Origin of the sequence: Ferrovibrio xuzhouensis, assembly GCF_042648965.1 — a bacterium.
Classification (GTDB): domain Bacteria; phylum Pseudomonadota; class Alphaproteobacteria; order Ferrovibrionales; family Ferrovibrionaceae; genus Ferrovibrio; species Ferrovibrio xuzhouensis.
In genome coordinates, this window is the sequence record NZ_JBHRYJ010000002.1 from 15630 (window position 1) to 32215 (window position 16586).

At 68.1% G+C, this 16586-nt stretch carries 16 protein-coding genes; 9 read left to right on the forward strand and 7 right to left on the reverse strand.

What is annotated here, in order from left to right; all coding sequences use genetic code 11:
- The first annotated feature begins 102 nt into the window (after positions 1–102).
- Positions 103–1215 (forward strand): peptidoglycan-binding domain-containing protein, encoded by a 1113-nt coding sequence (locus tag ACFOOQ_RS10080; protein WP_379725473.1) that lies wholly within the window; start codon positions 103–105, stop codon positions 1213–1215.
- On the opposite strand, the gene ACFOOQ_RS10085 is transcribed toward ACFOOQ_RS10080, so the two are convergent.
- The 3 genes from ACFOOQ_RS10085 to secA form a co-directional block, all read right to left on the reverse strand.
- A complete protein-coding gene (locus tag ACFOOQ_RS10085) occupies positions 1212–1553 on the reverse strand; it encodes a hypothetical protein (RefSeq protein WP_379725476.1) in 342 nt (113 codons plus the stop codon). The genes ACFOOQ_RS10080 and ACFOOQ_RS10085 overlap by 4 nt on opposite strands.
- 68 nt (positions 1554–1621) lie before the next feature.
- Positions 1622–2602, reverse strand: coding sequence for a DUF2891 domain-containing protein (locus tag ACFOOQ_RS10090; protein WP_379725479.1), 981 nt, complete (start codon positions 2600–2602; stop codon positions 1622–1624).
- Between the two features lie 37 nt (positions 2603–2639).
- A complete protein-coding gene (secA, locus tag ACFOOQ_RS10095) occupies positions 2640–5369 on the reverse strand; it encodes a preprotein translocase subunit SecA (RefSeq protein WP_379725482.1) in 2730 nt (909 codons plus the stop codon).
- Between the two features lie 292 nt (positions 5370–5661).
- Here secA and dapE point away from each other — a divergent pair, with 292 nt between their 5' ends.
- From dapE to ACFOOQ_RS10115, 4 genes are all read left to right on the forward strand, one after another.
- On the forward strand, positions 5662–6858 hold the full coding sequence (dapE, locus tag ACFOOQ_RS10100) for a succinyl-diaminopimelate desuccinylase (RefSeq protein ID WP_379725486.1): 1197 nt from the start codon (positions 5662–5664) through the stop codon (positions 6856–6858).
- Between the two features lie 5 nt (positions 6859–6863).
- Positions 6864–7427: a hypothetical protein gene (locus ACFOOQ_RS10105; RefSeq protein WP_379725489.1), complete on the forward strand. Its 564-nt coding sequence runs from the start codon at positions 6864–6866 to the stop codon at positions 7425–7427.
- A gap of 31 nt (positions 7428–7458) precedes the next feature.
- On the forward strand, positions 7459–8847 hold the full coding sequence (locus tag ACFOOQ_RS10110) for a sensor histidine kinase (RefSeq protein ID WP_379725492.1): 1389 nt from the start codon (positions 7459–7461) through the stop codon (positions 8845–8847).
- An 88-nt stretch (positions 8848–8935) separates the two neighbouring features.
- On the forward strand, positions 8936–9532 hold the full coding sequence (locus tag ACFOOQ_RS10115; RefSeq protein WP_379725495.1) for a DUF6624 domain-containing protein: 597 nt from the start codon (positions 8936–8938) through the stop codon (positions 9530–9532).
- A gap of 42 nt (positions 9533–9574) precedes the next feature.
- On the opposite strand, the gene truA is transcribed toward ACFOOQ_RS10115, so the two are convergent.
- The 3 genes from truA to def are packed head-to-tail and all read right to left on the reverse strand — an operon-like array spanning position 9575 to position 11777.
- Complete coding sequence (gene truA, locus ACFOOQ_RS10120) at positions 9575–10324, reverse strand: tRNA pseudouridine(38-40) synthase TruA (RefSeq protein WP_379725498.1); 750 nt, start codon at positions 10322–10324, stop codon at positions 9575–9577.
- Complete coding sequence (fmt, locus tag ACFOOQ_RS10125; protein ID WP_379725501.1) at positions 10324–11244, reverse strand: methionyl-tRNA formyltransferase; 921 nt, start codon at positions 11242–11244, stop codon at positions 10324–10326. The genes truA and fmt overlap by 1 nt, the downstream gene beginning before the upstream one ends.
- A gap of 14 nt (positions 11245–11258) precedes the next feature.
- Entirely contained in the window at positions 11259–11777 is a 519-nt protein-coding gene (gene def, locus ACFOOQ_RS10130; RefSeq protein ID WP_379725504.1) for a peptide deformylase, read from the reverse strand.
- Positions 11778–11868: 91 nt separating this feature from the next.
- Between def and rmuC the strand changes: the two genes are divergently transcribed.
- Genes rmuC through ACFOOQ_RS10145 form a run of 3 tightly spaced genes read left to right on the forward strand, consistent with a single transcriptional unit; the run spans position 11869 to position 14453 of the window.
- Positions 11869–13377, forward strand: a complete 1509-nt coding sequence (gene rmuC, locus ACFOOQ_RS10135) for a DNA recombination protein RmuC (RefSeq protein ID WP_379725507.1) — start codon at positions 11869–11871, stop codon at positions 13375–13377.
- 17 nt (positions 13378–13394) lie between these two features.
- Positions 13395–14015, forward strand: a complete 621-nt coding sequence (locus ACFOOQ_RS10140; protein WP_379725510.1) for an exopolysaccharide biosynthesis protein — start codon at positions 13395–13397, stop codon at positions 14013–14015.
- Between the two features lie 15 nt (positions 14016–14030).
- Positions 14031–14453: a cupin domain-containing protein gene (locus ACFOOQ_RS10145; protein WP_379725513.1), complete on the forward strand. Its 423-nt coding sequence runs from the start codon at positions 14031–14033 to the stop codon at positions 14451–14453.
- Here the strand turns inward: ACFOOQ_RS10145 and ACFOOQ_RS10150 are convergent.
- Positions 14413–15270 carry an AraC family transcriptional regulator gene (locus ACFOOQ_RS10150; RefSeq protein WP_379725516.1) on the reverse strand — a complete coding sequence of 286 codons (858 nt, stop codon included), beginning with the start codon at positions 15268–15270 and terminating at the stop codon, positions 14413–14415. The genes ACFOOQ_RS10145 and ACFOOQ_RS10150 overlap by 41 nt on opposite strands.
- Before the next feature lie 85 nt (positions 15271–15355).
- Between ACFOOQ_RS10150 and ACFOOQ_RS10155 the strand changes: the two genes are divergently transcribed.
- Positions 15356–16579 (forward strand): MFS transporter, encoded by a 1224-nt coding sequence (locus ACFOOQ_RS10155; protein ID WP_379725519.1) that lies wholly within the window; start codon positions 15356–15358, stop codon positions 16577–16579.
- Positions 16580–16586 lie beyond the last annotated feature (7 nt).

Here is a 16586-nt window from a genome sequence, read left to right on the forward strand (position 1 = left end):
TGGGGCAGTGTGAACGGATCATAAAGAGAACAATAATCTTGACAATATCAGTTTATTATCCTATTTATGTTCACTATAAATCCCAAATAGCCGGAGATCGCCATGCCGACGCCGCTGGATGAGAGCGATATCGACCGCCTGTTCAGGTCACCGCCCGTCCCGGAACCCGATCAGGACCCCTTCGGCCGCATCGGTGAGGGCGACCCGGCCTGGGACCGCGCCCGGGCCGTCTGGCTGGATGGCGCCTCGCTGGACGACCTGTTCGGCGGCAGCCAGTTCGACCTGAACGGCAGCGTCGGCGCCAACCAGCCGAACCAGCGCGGCGATGTCTTCAAGATGCAGGGCCTGCTGCATCGCGAAGGCCATCTCGATGCCGAGGCGACCGGCGGCCCGACCGGCTACTGGGGCGGCCGCGACGATGCCGCCCTGCGCGGCTTCCAGAAGGAAAACGGCCTCGCCGTCGATGGCTGGGCCGCGCCGGACGGCGAGACCATGACCTGGCTGCGCGACGCCTATCGCAGGTCGCAGCAGAACTACCCGTTCGGCGCGCAGCCGCTCGCCACGCCGACACCGGATGCACAGGCACTGGATGCGCAGGCACCGGACCTGCAGGCGCCAGTCAGGCAGGCACCAGTCAGGCAGGCGCAGGCCGCGCCGTCGCCGCCCCTGAAGATGACCGCAGACAGCGAGTCCCGCGCTCCGGGCGACGACGACAGCCGGGCGGTTCTGCGCAACAATACCCGCCAGCTCGCTGTCACGCTCGGCCTCGATCCGGCGAAGATCGATCTCGACAATCCGCAGACCCTGCGCGCGCTCGGCGCCGCGCGCTTCTACCATTATCTCGATCGCGAGCAGCAGTATAAGGCGATGCAGGATATCGAACGGCTGGGCAAAAGCGACCCCAGGCTGGCCGGCCGGCTGCGTGGCAAGATCGCCGACAGCATCTTCAGTCCGGTCTGGGAAATCCCGATGATGACGCCGGAGCGGCTCGAACAGGCGATCCGGGAAACCGAGACCAGCAAGACGGCGGCGAAGGTCATGGACGGTTTGATCGATGTCGGAACCACACTGTTGCCGGTGCCGAAAACGGCAGCCCTGATTCCGCGCGCCGGTGTGGCGGCCGGCAAGAGGGGCGCTGGCCTGCTGGAAGGCGGCTATGACCGGATGCTCGGGCAACTGAAGGCCGAGCAGAGGCGCCGCGCCGGCGGGCCCTAGGAGGGCCGGCGGAGGGGAGGGCGGCCGTCAAACCGGCGCAGCACCCAACCGATCGCGACCGCGACCGGCACGGCCATGCACAGATATACGGTAAAGTACCAACGCCATTCCCAGGCATCTTCGAACAGCAACATGGCCCGTTTCCAGGTGGTGATGCGCCGGCACAGCCGCCACCGGCGCAACGTGCGTGGCGACAGCCAGACCGGATAGGTCGCGATCATGAGCAGCACGGCCGCAGAATGGTGCCAGACCGTCTGCTTGGGCAGGTCGTAGCCGAGACTCCGTTCCAGGCGGTCACGCCGCGTGCGGGTCGGTCGTTCAGGGTCGGCTGGAGTCATGGTCGCAGCATAACATGCGGCAGACCGGCGCCGCCGTCATTTTGCGCATACACGCATACACCGCACGATCAGAGGCCGTCGATCGCCAGTGCGGCGAAGGTGGCCAGCCAGTGCTCGCCGCCGTATTCGCCGCTTTCGAGAAACGGCAGGCTGGCGGTCTCATGGGCCTCGGCCATGGCCAGCAGGGCCGGGCGCTGCGTTTCGGGCAACGCTGTGGCGATGCCGCGCAGGCACCAGGCGCGGCTGAGGTTGAGGCCGTCGAGATGCACGCCCTTGGCATCGCCGCGGTCGGCGACGATGGCGGGGACAAAACCCGGGCGCGGCAGGAAGGCGCCGAACCATGCGGCGAAGTCCGCTGCCGGCAGCACATGGCGCATCAACAGGGCCTCGGTCAGGGCGCCGGACAGGAAATCGTCGCCATTCGGTTCGTAATGCGCCGGGTAATCCGTATCGCGCAGGAAGACGCGCCGCGCATAGGCGGCAATCGCCGGCTCCAGCGTCGGTTCCTGCACGATGCGCGCGTACTGCAGCGCGGCGATCAGGCCGAAGGCGGTGTTGAAATGGGTGCCGACCCGGATCGGGTAGGTCAGCTTCGCCAGATAGGCCGGGAACAGTGCGATGATGCGCCGCTCCAACGGCGCCAGCGCCATGCGCCAGCCGGCGGCCTGCGGATGCCGCCATTGCGACAGTTCGGCCGACAGTGCCAGCAGCCAGCCCCAGCCATAGGGCCGCTGCCAGGTGCCGCGACCCGGCGCGTCGAGATAGGCGGCCTCGCCCTCGCCGGCCTCGGCCGTGAAATGGGCGGCGAACAGGGCCTCGGCTCGTGCCGCACCGGCGATCTGCGGCTGCCGGCGCAGGCAGCGCGCCAGCAGCCACCAGCCATGCACGCAGGAATGCCAGTCATAGCTGCCCCAGAAGATCGGATGCAGCCGGTGCGGCGGCAGTACGTCTTCCGGGCCGTGCATGAAATGCGTCAGGTTGTTCGGATATTCGCGGTCGAGGTTGCGCAGCGGCAGGGCGGCGAAGCGCGCCGCGCGTTCCGCCGTCAATTGGCCTGCCGCCAGGCCGCTGCCGCCCATCGCCGGCTTACCGGCCGTGGCAGTGCTTGTACTTCTTGCCCGAGCCACAGGGGCAGGGGGCGTTGCGCGGGGTGTTCTTCCAGGTCGATGCATCGTTCGGATCGACAGCGGCATTGCGGCCGCCATGCACCGGACGGGCGGGCAGCAGGCCCTGCGCCGCATCGGAATCGCTGTCGGCCTCGATGTCCTCGCCGCGGCTTTCGTGCATCGGCACCGACGGCCGGGCGAACAGCTCGGCCGGTGGCTCTTCGGCACGGATTTCGACGCGGGCGAGAATGGCGGTGATCTGCTCGCGCAGGCGGACCAGCATCTGCTGGAACAGCGCGAAGGCCTCGCGCTTGTATTCGTTCAGCGGGTCCTTCTGGGCATAGGCGCGCAGGCCGACCGCCTGGCGCAGGTAGTCCAGGTGATGCAGATGTTCCTTCCAGCTCTGGTCGAGCACCTGCAGCAGCAGGCTGCGCTCGACCATGCGCATCACGTCGGGGCCGAAATTGGCGGCCTTCTCGGCCATCCTGCGGTCGACCGCGTCCAGCAGCCGCTCGCGGATCTGCGCGTCGGCGATGCCCTCTTCCTTGGCCCAGTCGGTGACCGGCAGGTCGAGGCCGAAGATGCGGGCGATTTCCTGCTGCAGCCCGGCGGCATTCCACTGCTCGGCATAGGCCTTTTCCGGGATGTGGGCGGCAACCAGGTCCTCGACGATCTCGTGACGCATGTCGGCGACGGTCTCCGACAGGTCGTCGGTGCTCATCATCTCGATGCGCTGCTCGTAGATCACCTTGCGCTGGTCGTTCATCACGTCGTCGAACTTCAGCAGGTTCTTGCGGATTTCGTAGTTGCGCGCTTCGACCTTCTGCTGCGCCTTTTCCAGCGCCTTGTTGATCCACGGATGGATGATCGCCTCGCCCTCTTCGAGGCCGAGCCGCTGCAGCATGCTGTCCATGCGCTCGGAGCCGAAGATGCGCAGCAGGTCGTCTTCCAGCGACAGGAAGAACTTCGAGGCACCCGGATCGCCCTGACGGCCGGAGCGGCCGCGCAGCTGGTTGTCGATGCGGCGGCTTTCATGGCGTTCGGTGGCGATCACGTAAAGGCCGCCGGCGGCCAGTGTCTTTTCCTTCTCGGCGGCGACTTCGGCGCGGATCTGCGCCACCATCTTCTCTCTGACCTCGCCATCCATGCCCTGGGTTTCGGCGAGGATGCGCATCTCGGCGTTGCCGCCGAGCTGGATGTCGGTGCCGCGGCCGGCCATGTTGGTGGCGATGGTCACCGCGCCGAGCCGGCCGGCCTGCGCCACGATGAAGGCTTCGCTGTCGTGGTGGCGCGCGTTCAGCACGTTATGCTTGATCTTGCGCTGGGTCAGGAAGTCGGACAGCAGTTCCGACTTCTCGATCGACACCGTGCCGACCAGTACCGGCTGGCCCTTTTCGCGGCATTCGGCGATCAGCTTGACGATCGCCTCGTATTTCTCGCGGGCCGAGCGGTAGACCTCGTCATCCTGGTCGAGGCGGGCGACCGGCACGTTGGTCGGAATCTCGACAACCTCGAGATTGTAGATGTCGGCGAATTCGGCGGCTTCCGTCGACGCCGTGCCGGTCATGCCGGCCAGCTTCGGGTACATGCGGAAATAATTCTGGAAGGTGATCGAGGCCAGCGTCTGGTTCTCGGTCTGGACCGTGGCGCCTTCCTTGGCCTCCAGTGCCTGGTGCAGGCCGTCGGAATAGCGCCGGCCTTCCATCATGCGGCCGGTGAACTCGTCGATGATGATGACCTTGTCGTCCTTGACGATGTAATCGACGTCGCGGGTGAACAGGGCATGGGCGCGCAGGGCCTGGTTGGCGTGATGCACCACGGCGATGTTGTCGATGTCGTACAGCGACTCCGACTTCAGCAGGCCGGCGTCGCGCAGCAGCTGTTCGATATGCTCGGTGCCGGCTTCGGTGAAGTTCACCGTGCGCTGCTTCTCGTCCTTCTCGTAATCGGTTTCGACCAGGCTGGGGATCAGCGCGTTGACCTTGACGTAGAGGTCGGTGGTGTCTTCCGACGGACCCGAGATGATCAGCGGGGTGCGCGCCTCGTCGATCAGGATGCTGTCGACCTCGTCGACGATGGCGAAGTTGAACGGCCGCTGCACCATCTGCTCGCGCTGGAACTTCATGTTGTCGCGCAGATAGTCGAAGCCGTATTCGTTGTTGGTGCCGTAGGTGATGTCGCAGGCATAGGCGGCCTGGCGCTCGGCGTCGTCGATGCCGTGCACGATGATGCCGGTGGTCAGCCCCAGGAAGCCGTAGACGCGCCCCATCCATTCGGCATCGCGGCGGGCGAGGTAGTCGTTGACGGTGACGACATGGACGCCCTTGCCGCTGATCGCATTGAGATAGACGGCCAGCGTGGCGACCAGCGTCTTGCCTTCACCGGTCTTCATCTCGGCGATGCGGCCGTCATGCAGCACCATGCCGCCGATCAGCTGCACGTCGTAGTGGCGCTGGCCGAGCACGCGCTTGGCCGCCTCGCGCACCACGGCGAAGGCTTCCGGCAGCAGGTCGTCAAGCTCGGTGCCGCCATTCTGGCTGCCCAGGGCGACGCGCTGCTTGAACTCGGCCGTCTTGGCCTGCAGCTGCGCGTCGGTCAGCCCGGAAATCTCCGGCTCAAGATCGTTGATCGCCTGAACCGTCTTGATATAGCCCTTGACCGCCCGGTCGTTGGCCGAACCGAACAGCTTCTTGGCAAGCGCGCCGAACATCCACCACTCCCGCGTATTCCGGCCCCGATTTGTCGGCTGGAGAGACTTAAATCCGCGTGGCCAATAAGGAAACCGGCCACGGAAACCCGCGAGACAGATAAGCACTGGGGGGGCCGATGTCAACGAAGCCGCCCTGCGTCATAGCCACTCGCGGGCCGCCCCGCCCCGCCGTTGACCCGCGCCGATTCAAGGGGTTACATGCGACTGTCACGTTCCGGTGTTCTGCTTGCCGGCAGTACGGGCCGTGACATCCGCCTCCTGCCCCGCCGCCCCCGTATTCAAGGTTCTGTCCGTGTCCCAGACCGCCGCCGCGCCCGTCCCCGCCCTCGACCCCGTCCCGCTGGCTCAGGCCCTGATCCGCTGCCCGAGCGTCACCCCGGAGGACAAGGGCGCGCTCGGCGTGCTGGAGGCGGCGTTGGCCCCGCTCGGTTTCCGCTGCGAGCGGCTGCGCTTCAGTGCCCCCGGGACCCCGGACGTCGAGAACCTCTACGCCCGCTGGGGCAGCGGCGGCCGCAATTTCTGCTTCGCCGGCCATACCGACGTGGTGCCGGTCGGCGACATGGGCGCCTGGACGGTCGATCCCTTCGCCGGCGACATCATCGACGGCCAGCTCTATGGCCGCGGCGCCACCGACATGAAGTCGGCGATTGCCGCCTTCGCCGCTGGCGCCCAGCGCTTTCTGGCCGCCCGCAACGGCCGCCTCGACGGCTCGATCAGCCTGCTCATCACCGGCGACGAGGAAGGCCCGGCCGTCAACGGCACCACCAAGGTGCTGCAGTGGCTGGCCGAGAAGGGCGAGACGCTGTCGGCCTGCGTGGTCGGCGAGCCGACCAATCCGCTCCGGCTCGGCGAGATGATGAAGATCGGCCGCCGCGGCTCGCTGACCGCGCGGCTGACCGTGCACGGCATGCAGGGCCATGTCGGCTATCCGCATCTCGCCGACAACCCGATCCCGCGGCTGCTCGACATCCTGACCCTGCTGAAGACGCGTAGGCTCGATGCCGGCAACGTGCATTTCGAGCCGTCCAATCTCGAGATCACCACCGTCGATGTCGGCAATCCGGCCAACAACGTCATCCCGGCCAGCGCGAAAGCCGTGCTCAACATCCGCTACAGTACCGAACAGACCGCGGCCGGCCTGAAGGACTGGATCCGGCGCTCTGTCGCCGCCGTCTGCGGCCCGGAAGAGAACGGCGGGCGCTATGACCTGGTGCTGGAAGACGGCGCCATGCCGTTCCTGACCGAGCCCGGGCCGTTCGTCGCCGCCATGGCCGAGGCGGTCGAGGCCGGCACCGGTCGCAAGCCGGCGCTGAGCACCACCGGCGGCACCTCGGATGCCCGCTTCATCCAGGCCTTCTGCCCGGTGGTCGAGTTCGGCCTGATCGGCCAGACCATGCACAAGGTCGATGAGCGCGCCGGCGTGGCCGATATCGAGGCGCTGGCGCGGGTCTACGAAGGCATGCTGCAGCGCTATTTCGCGGCGGCCTGAGCCGCATGGCGCTGCCCGGACGGGACGAATGCCTGGCTGCGCTGCGCGGCTTCGTCGCCGTGCTGCGCGGCGATCCGCAGGCGCCGCGCTATTACGATCTGTCGGTCGACGGCGTCTGGCGCTCGTTCTGGCCGGGCCTGCTGCTGACCATCCCCTACACGCTGCTGCTGCCGGCCGCCGATCCCACCGTCACCACGGATGTCGGCGCGCTGCTCGGCCAGTTCGTGCTGCAGCTCGCCGTCTGGTTCGTCTATCTGGCGGTGATGATGGTGTTCTGCCGCGCCTTCGGCCTGACGGCGCGCTATGCCGTTTTCGTCATCCTGTACAACTGGGGGCAGGCAGTGCTGCTGCTGAGCATCCTGCCGGTGCTGGCGCTGGCCGCCGCCGGCCTGCTGCCGGCCGCGGTGCCGCAGGGCTGGAGCCTGCTGCTGTTGCTGTTCTGGCTGTTCGCGGTCACCCGCATGGCCCGGGTCGGCCTCGGCGCCGCGCTCGGCGCTGCCGTGCTGGCCGGCCTGCTCGACCCGGCGGTGACGGAGTTATTGCACCGCTTGGTTGATTTGATACTGTAACGTAACTTACGAAACCGAGCGGGGGCGAAGGGTGCTGCAACGGCTCCTGGCATTCTTCCTGCCGGCGCCGGTCAGCGATGCGGCGCTGCTGGCAGACCTGCGGCACGAGCAGATCCGCGCCATCACCCGCAACGTCACCGCGCTGAACATGTCCCGCCTCGGCCTTGCCGGCGTCAGCATCCTGCTGCTGGCCGGCCAGGTGCCGCCGCTCCTGCTGGCGGGCTGGATCTTTGCCTTCCTCGCCAAGACGGCGGTCGACGAACGCCAGTGGCGGCGCCACCGCGCGGCGGCGATGGCCGGCCGCAGCACGGAGCGTGATCGCAATGCGCTGGTGATCGATGCGGTGGTCTTCGCGCTGATCTGGTGCGCCTTGCTGCTGTTCCTGCTGTTCGACCTGCCGCTGATCGATACGGCCCTGCTGCTGCTGCTGGTCGGTGCGGTGATGATCTTTTCGATCATGACGCTGCATCCGGTGCTGGGCGCGGCCTATGCCTATATCGTCCCGATCTCCGGCATGATGCTGCTGCTGATCCCGCTGCTGCGCCAGCCGCATGCCGGTGAACAGTTTGCACTGCTGGCCATGCTGCTGCTGATGGGCACGCTGGTGGCGCGCGCCAGCCACCTGACCTTCGTCGAAGGCGTGCTGATCAAACTGCAGAACCGCCGGCTGTTCGAGAGTTCGGAAATGGCCAGCCGCGCCAAATCGGACTTCATCGCCAACATGAGCCACGAACTGCGCACGCCGCTCAACGCCATCATCGGCTTTGCCGAGGTGATGCGCGCGGCGCCCTACGGCCCGCTGGAGGCGCATTACAGCGACTATGTGCAGGACATCGAATCGAGCGGACGCCACCTGCTGGCGCTGATCAACGACATCCTCGACCTGTCGAAGATCGAGGCCGGCCGGATGGACCTGCGCGAGGAAGCGAGCGATGTCGCCGAGCTGGCCGATGGCTGCCTCGGCCTGCTGCGGCCGCGGGCCCAGCAGGGCGGTCTGAGCCTCGTCAGCAAGTTGCCGCCCGACCTGCCGGAATTCTGGCTCGATCCGCTGAAGTTCCGCCAGGTGCTGCTCAACCTGCTGAGCAATGCCGTCAAGTTCACCCCGGCCGGCGGCCGTGTCACCGTCAGCGCCGCGCCGGCCGGCGACGGCGACTGGGTCGTCACCGTCGCCGACAGCGGGATCGGCATGTCCCCCGAGCAGATCGCCGTGGCGGTACAGCCCTTCGGTCAGGTCGACAACAGCCTGTCCCGTGCCCATGCCGGCACGGGACTCGGTCTGCCGCTGGCCCGGCGGCTGATGGAGCTGCACGGCGGCGCGCTGGACTTGCACAGTGCCCCGGGGCAAGGTACGCAGGTCAGGATTCGGCTGCCGGCCAGCCGGCTGCTGCACCAGGCCATGGCCCGGGCCGCCGACACCTGAAGGCAGGCAACGATAATGGCACCGGGGATCGTCTCAAACCGGGGATCGTCTGAAGCTGGCGGTCGTGTGAAATCGGGGATTGTGTGAAATGGACCAGACTCTGCGTCAGCGCCTGATCGATATGGTCGAGGAGGCCCGCCGCATGCGCAATGCGCTGGCGGCCGATGGCAGCCTGTTCGTCGGCTATAACGATACCATGCGGGCGACCCATAATGCCCATGCCCGTTCGCTGGCCGATATCGTCGACAGCCAGGGCTGGCCGGATACCGCCACTGCCGGCGCCGACGGCGCCGCAGCCGCCTGGATCATCGCCCAGCATGCCATCGGCCTGCCGCGTTTCATGCGCGCCTGCCTGGAGATGATCGAAGAGGCGGCGGCCCAGGGCCGCGTGCCGCGCTGGCAGGCTGCCCTGCTGACCGACCGCGTCCGCTGGCTGGAAGGCCGGCCGCAGGTCTATGGCACCCAGTTCGACTGGAATGCCGCCGGCGAGCTGGTGCCGCTGCCGATCGAGGATGAAGCCAATGTCGACAGCCGTCGTGCGCTGGCCGACCTCACCACGATGGCCGAAGGGACCAAGCAGCGCCGTGAGGAAGCCCGGCAGAGCGGCGAGACCGCGCCGGGCGACTGGGCGGCCCGCCAGGCGGACTTCGAGGCCTGGGCCAAGGCGATCGGCTGGCGCAGCTGACGCTGCGCGGGGCGACCGGCTGGCGCAGCCAGGCAGCGCCGTTTAGTAATCCACCCGCATCAGGTAGAGGCCGTCCGGTGGCGCTGTCGGCCCCGCCGCGCTGCGCTCGCATTTTTCCAGCGCCACGCGCACGTCATCCGCCGACCAGCGCCCTTCGCCGACCAGCTTCAGCGTGCCGACCATAATGCGCACCTGGTTGTGCAGGAAGCTGCGCGAGCGGACGGTGACATGGACCTCCTCGCCGCTGCGCGTCACCGCCACTGCATCCATCGTGCGCAGGGGCGATTTCGCCTGGCATTCGCTGGACCGGAAACTGGTGAAGTCGTGATGGCCGACCAGCGCTTGCGCCGCCCGGTGCATGGCATCGGCATCCAGCGCCACCGGCACATGCCAGACCCGGCCGGCTTCCAGGCCCGGCGGCGGCCGGCGGTTGAGGATGCGGTACAGGTAATGCCGCGCCGTGGCCGACAGCCGGGCGCTGAATTCGGCATCCACGATGGCGGCATCGAGCACGGCGACGCGGGCTTCGCGCAGGTAGAAGTTCAGGCCGTCGCGCAGCCGGTCCGGTGTGAAATCGCGGTCGCGGTCGCGGTCGAGGTCGAAATGTACCACCTGGCCGCGGGCGTGCACGCCGGCATCGGTGCGGCCGGCGACGATGGTGTCGACGTTCTGGCCGCTCATCGCCTGCACGGCGTCTTCCAGCGCCTGCTGCACGCTGGGCTGCCCGGCCTGGCGCTGCCAGCCGGCGAAATTGCTGCCGTCGTATTCCAGCGTGAGGCGGAAGCGCGGCATCAGGCGAGCCGCGTGCCGCGCGGCAGCGGATGGCCGTTCAGGAAAGCCTGCACCGGCACCGGGCCCTTGCCCGGCCGCTGCAGCCGCACCAGTTTTAGTGCTCCGTCACCACAGGCCACCGTGCCGGCATCGTCGAGCAGGGTGCCGGGTGCGCCGCTGCCGGCCACGGGTTCGGCCGCCAGCAGCTTGATGCGTTCGCCGTTCAGCTCGAAGAACGTGCCCGGCCCCGGATTGAGGGCGCGCACGGCACGGTCGATCGCGGCGGCCGGCTGCGTCCAGTCGATGCGGCCCTCGTCGCGGGCGAGCTTGGCGGCATAGGTCACGCCGTCTGCCGGCTGCGGCTGCGGCGCAATCCGGCCGGCGGCAAAGTCGTGCATCGCGCGCACCATCAGCGGCGCGCCGATGCGGGCCAGTTCGTCATGCAGGTCGCTCACCGTCATGCGCGGGCCGATGGCGACTTTTTCGCAGGCCAGCACCGGGCCGGTATCGAGGCCGGCATCCATCTGCATGGCGCAGACACCGGTTTCGGCGTCGCCGGCCATGATGGCGCGCTGGATCGGTGCGGCACCGCGCCAGCGCGGCAGCAGCGAGGCATGCAGGTTGAAGCAGCCGAATTTCGGCGCGTCGAGCACCGTCTGCGGCAGGATCAGGCCATAGGCCACCACGATGGCGGCATCGGCGGCGAGCGCGGCAAACTCGGCCTGCGCCTCGGCGGTTTTCAGCGAAACCGGATGGCGGACGGCCAGGCCATGGCGCTCGGCCGCTGCCTGCACCGGCGAAGGGGTCAGCTTGTGGCCGCGGCCGGCCGGGCGCGGCGGCTGGCTGTAGACGGCGGCGACCGTGTCGCCGGCGCCGAGAAAGGCCTCCAGCACCGGCACGGCGAAATCGGGCGTGCCCATGAAGACGAGGCGCAAGGACATGGATGGGGCCCGGCTCAGCCGGCTTCGGCGAGGCGCTTCTGCTTCAGCAGCTTGCGCAGGATCATGTTGCGCTTCAGCGCCGAAATATGGTCGACGAACAGGATGCCGTCGAGATGGTCCATCTCGTGCTGCAGGCAGACCGCCAGCAGGCCATCGGCCTGCAGTTCCTGCCGGTTTCCGTTGTAGTCGAGGTGGCTGACCCTGACCTCGGCGGGACGGGCGACCTCGGCATACTGCTCGGGCAGCGACAGGCAGCCCTCTTCGTAGACCTTGTCGTCGTCGGAGATCCAGGTGAATTCCGGATTGATGATGAACAAGGGCTGCTTCTCTTCGTCCTCGCGCGCGATGTCGATCACCAGCATGCGCTTGGCGATGCCGACCTGGATGGCGGCCAGCCCGATGCCGGGTGCCGCATACATCGTTTCCAGCATGTCGTCGAGCTGGCGGCGCACGTCGTCGGTCACCGCATCGACCGGGGTCGAAATGGCTTCAAGGCGCTTGTCGGGCGCCGTGATGATCGGCAGGAGGGCCATGGGATAGTTCCGGGTCGGTTCGGTTACATTCGTCGGCGCCAGATAGGATGCGGACTGGCGGTCAGTCAAGCCCGCTGCTATCTAACCCTGTATGGATATAGTGATTTATGCCGGTTTTGCCATCCTGGCAGCCCTGCTCGGGCTGGTCCTGTGGCGGCTCTCTGCCCGCCCTGCCGGGCCGGCCGGACAAAGCCCTGAACAGGCGGCGGAATTGGCGACGGTGCAGGCCGAACTGAAAGCCGCCCTGGCCGGCCGGACCGAAGCCGACATGGACCGCACCCAGTTGCGCGGCCGGCTGGAAACCGCACTGGCGGCGCAGTCGACGGCGGAAACCCGGCTGGCGGAACTGATGGCCCAGCTCGACAGTGCACGGACGGCGCTGGCCGCCGCGGAAGCCGCCCGCGCCGAGGCCGACAAGGACCGCATCCAGCATGAGCGCAGCGCTGCGCTCGACCGCCAGAAGCTGGCCGAGCAGGAAAAGCGCTTCGCCGATTTCGAACAGACGGTCAAGCAGATGACCGAGGCCGCCAAGGCGGCGACCCTGGAGACCGGCAAGCAGTTGAGTTCGATGCTGCTGGAGACCCACAAGCGCGAGGCCGACGAGCAGAAGAAGCTGTCCGAGGAAAAGGTCAAGCAGACCACCGAGGGCCTGCTGCAGCAGGTCACGGTGATCACCGATACGGTGACCCGCCTGCACCAGCAGGTCGGCGACAGCCGCAAGACCATCGACACCGTGCACCGGGCACTGTCGCATCCCGGCGGCGCCGGCCGGCTCGCCGAGATCGGGCTGGAGAACACGCTGAAGGCCTTCGGCCTGCAGCCGGGCCATGATTTCATCATCCAGTATCATGCCGCCGGCGACGGCGAGCGCGGCAGCCTGCGCCCCGATGCCGTGGTCTTCCTGCCCGGCGATGCCGTGCTGGTGATCGACAGCAAGGCCAGCAAGGTGTTGCTCGATCATGCCGAGGCGGAAGACGAGACGGCCGCGGCCGCCGCCCTGCAGCAGCTCGCCCAGCGCATGACCCTGCACCTGCGGGCACTGGCGGCGAAGGATTACGGCAATGCCGTGCTGGCGACCTTCCGCGAGCTGAAGCGTGGCGGCAGCCTGAAGCGCAGCATGACCGCCATGGTGCTGCCCAACGATGCGGCGATCGAGAAGCTGCGCCGCGCCGATCCGGATTTCGAGCGCCGCGCGGCCGAAGCCGATATCGTCATTGCCGGTCCCTCTGCGCTGGCCGCCATCATCGCGGTGTCGCGCATGCAGATCGACAGCGGCCGGCAGGCGGAAAACCTGGAACAGATCGTCGATGCGGTAACCAGGCTGGTGGAGAGCACCGGCACGGCCTTGTCGCTGGCGGAACGGGTCGGCAAGGGGCTGCAGCAGGCCACCGAGCAGTTCGATGCCTTCAGCCGCTCGGTGAACCGCCGCCTGCTGCCGCGGGTGCGCAACCTCGCCAAGCTCGGCATCCGGCCCGGCAAGGCGCCGCAGGCGCTGCCGGGCTTCGAGGTCACCATCCGCAACACCGACGATATCATCGATGCGGAATCCGAAGAGGTCATGCCGCGCCTGCCGGGCCTCGGCGACGGCGAGGGCAAATAATGACGGCAGAGCAGAATATGGGTAGCAGCACCTATGCGCCGCGCCGCATCGCCGAGATCGTCGCCGGGATCTGCGACGGCGATCCGGACGACCGCATCACCCTGCACGAGCTGCTGGACCTCTTCGAGGTACGCGCCTTCGGCTTCCTGGTGCTGGTGTTTGCGCTGCCGAACGGCATTCCGGCACCGATCGCGCCGGGCCTGTCGGCGATCCTCGGCGCGCCCCTGCTGCTGCTGTCGGGCCAGATGGTGCTCGGTTTCGATCACCCGTGGTTTCCGAAATCCTGGCTGCGGCGCAGTTTCCGCCGCGCCGACGTGGCCCGCATGCTGCGGCCGGCGATCCCCCGGCTGCAGAAGGTCGAGAAGTATCTGAAGCCGCGGCTGGAGCGCATCGCCGGCTGGCGGGCGCGCCGGCTGATCGGCGCCATCGTGCTGTGGAACGCCATCCTGCTGTCGCTGCCGATCCCGTTCGGCAACCTGATCCCGGCCTGGGCGATCATCCTCGCCGCGCTCGGCCAGATCGAGCGCGACGGCATGCTGGTGCTGTCGAGCCTGGTCGTCAGCGTGCTGGCCACCGGCTGGGTCGGGCTGCTGGTCTTCGGCGGCCTCGAAATCATCCGCAAGCTGCTCGGCATGTAGACGATGACGGCCACCATGACCGCAGACGAGATCATCGCCGCGCTCGGCCTGCAGCCGCATCCCGAAGGCGGCTATTTCATCGAGACCTTCCGCGATGCGCAGACCGATGCCGCCGGCCGCTCGCGCTCGACGGCGATCTATTTCCTGCTCAAGGCGGGCCAACGCTCGCACTGGCACCGCGTCGATGCGGTCGAGATCTGGCACTGGCATGCCGGCGCGCCGCTGCGCCTCAGCCTCGCCGCGAAAGAAGGCGCCGCCGTCACGCAGTTGACGCTCGGCCCCGACATCGCCGCCGGCCAGCGGCCGCAGGGCATCGTGCCGACGCGCCACTGGCAGGCGGCCGAATCCCTGGGCGAGTGGACGCTAGTGGGATGCACGGTCGCGCCGGCCTTCGACTTCAGCGGCTTCGACCTCGCGCCGCCGGGCTGGGCGCCCTAGTCTCGAAATAGCGGCTTGGCGTGGTCCCCAGGCTGCGGCGGAACATCGCCGTGAAGGCCGCCGTCCCCGCATAACCCAGATCGGTGGCGACAATCCCGACCGGCTGGCCGGCGGCGAGGCGTGCCAATGCTTCGGCCAGTCTTGCCTGCTGGCGCCATTGCTGGAAGCCGATGCCGGTCTCGCGGCGGAACAGCCGTGCCAGGGTGCGGCTGCTCATGCCGGCGTCGCGGGCAATGTCTTCCAGCGGCAGCTCCTCGCCGATGCGCGCCTCGATCTGGCGGCAGACCGCCTGCAGGCGCACATCGCGCGGCTGCGGCAGATGCAGCGGCAGCGCCTCGACGGCGACCAGCTCCTGCAGCAGCAGGCGGGCGACCGCCGCGCCGCGGCTGTCGGGCGCATAGTCGAGCGGCTCGTCCATCAGCGCGAGGATCAGCTCGCGCAGCAGGCCCGAGACCTCGATCACCCGGCATTGCGCCGGCAGGCCGGGCGCGGCATCGGGCTCGACATACAGCGTGCGCATCTGCACCGGCCCGACCATGCGGACCTCGTGTTCGCAGCCGGACGGAATCCACACCGCGCGCTGCGGCGGCACGATCCAGATTCCTTTCGGTCTGGCCGCGGCCTGACCGGCCGGCATTTCCTCGGCGGTGATCCGCATCACTCCGCTGACGGCATAGAGCAGCTGGGCGCGCCGGTGGCTGTGCGGCGCGATCTCCTCGCCGGGCGCATAGTCCTTGGGCATGGCGGCGACCGGCCGCGGCGCATGCTGGTAGTCCTCGGCATTGATGCTGCGGTCTGGCCTGACAGCGCGGGGCATGTCCGATTCTCGATATAAAATGGCAGGACGGTGTTTATCTGACACCCCTAGGATCGAGGCTGCAACAGGATTCGGAGTCAGGACCATGAGTGCAGCAGCCGGGGCCGACAGCCGGCGGGTGATCGCCTTCGTCAACATCGCCCACAGCATCGACCACATGTTCGTGCTGATCTTCCCCGCCGCCGTACTGGCGATGGGCGGCAGCTTCCAGCGCTCCTACGGCGAGCTGCTGGCGCTGTCGGTCGGCAGCTTCATCGCCTTCGGTGCCGGCTCGGTGCCGTCCGGCTGGCTCGGCGACAAATGGAGCCGGCGCAACATGATGGCCGTCTTCTTCTTCGGCATCGGCGCCGCCACCATTCTCGTCGGCCTCAGCACCAGTGTGGTCATGCTGGCGGTGTCGCTGACCCTGATCGGCCTGTTCGCCTCGATCTACCATCCGGTCGGCGGCGCGCTGCTGGCCAGCCACACGACCCGGCTCGGCCGCGACCTCGGCCTCAATGGCGTCTGGGGCAATCTCGGCATCGCCTTCTCGGCGCTGATCACCGCCGGCGTCGCGCAGTATCTCGGCTGGCGCTTCGCCTTCTTTATCCCGGGCGGGCTGTCGATCCTGATCGGCATTGCCTTCGTAAGCCTGGTGCCCGACGAGCGCAATGCGGCGAAACGCAGCCCGGTCCGGGCGCAGCCTGCCGTGGTGCGCGCCACCGCGATCCGCGCCTTCGGCGTCATGGCGGCGATCACCATTTTCGGCGGCGTGGTGTTCAGCGCCGCCACCGTCTCGCTGCCCAAGCTGTTCAACGAACGCCTGCTCGGCTTTGTCGATTCCCCGGTGGCGGTCGGCGCGCTGGTCGCCGCCGTCTATGTCACCGGCGCGGTGGCGCAGCTGATCATCGGCCGCCTGCTCGACCGCCACAGCCTGCGCAGCATCTTCATGCCGCTGGCGCTGCTGCAGGCGCCCTGCCTGTTCATCGCCGCCTCGGCCGGCGACTGGGCGCTGCTGCTGGCGGCGGCCGGCCTGATGTTCGCGGTGTTCGGCCAGGTCACCATCAACGACGCACTGGTGGTGCGCTTCACGACGGACGAATGGCGGGCGCGGGCCTATTCGCTGCGCTACCTGCTGTCCTTCGGGGTCAGCGCCGCCACCGTGCCGATGGTCGCCTTCCTGCATGACCACGGCGGCGGCTTCCCGGTGCTGTTCCAGGTGCTGGCCGGCTGCGGGCTCTGTGTCTTCCTGTCCACCCTGTTCCTGCCGTACAGCCGGTCGGAACCGGCGCCGGCGCGGCCCGTGCCGCTGGCCGACGCCGCCGACTGATCCGGCC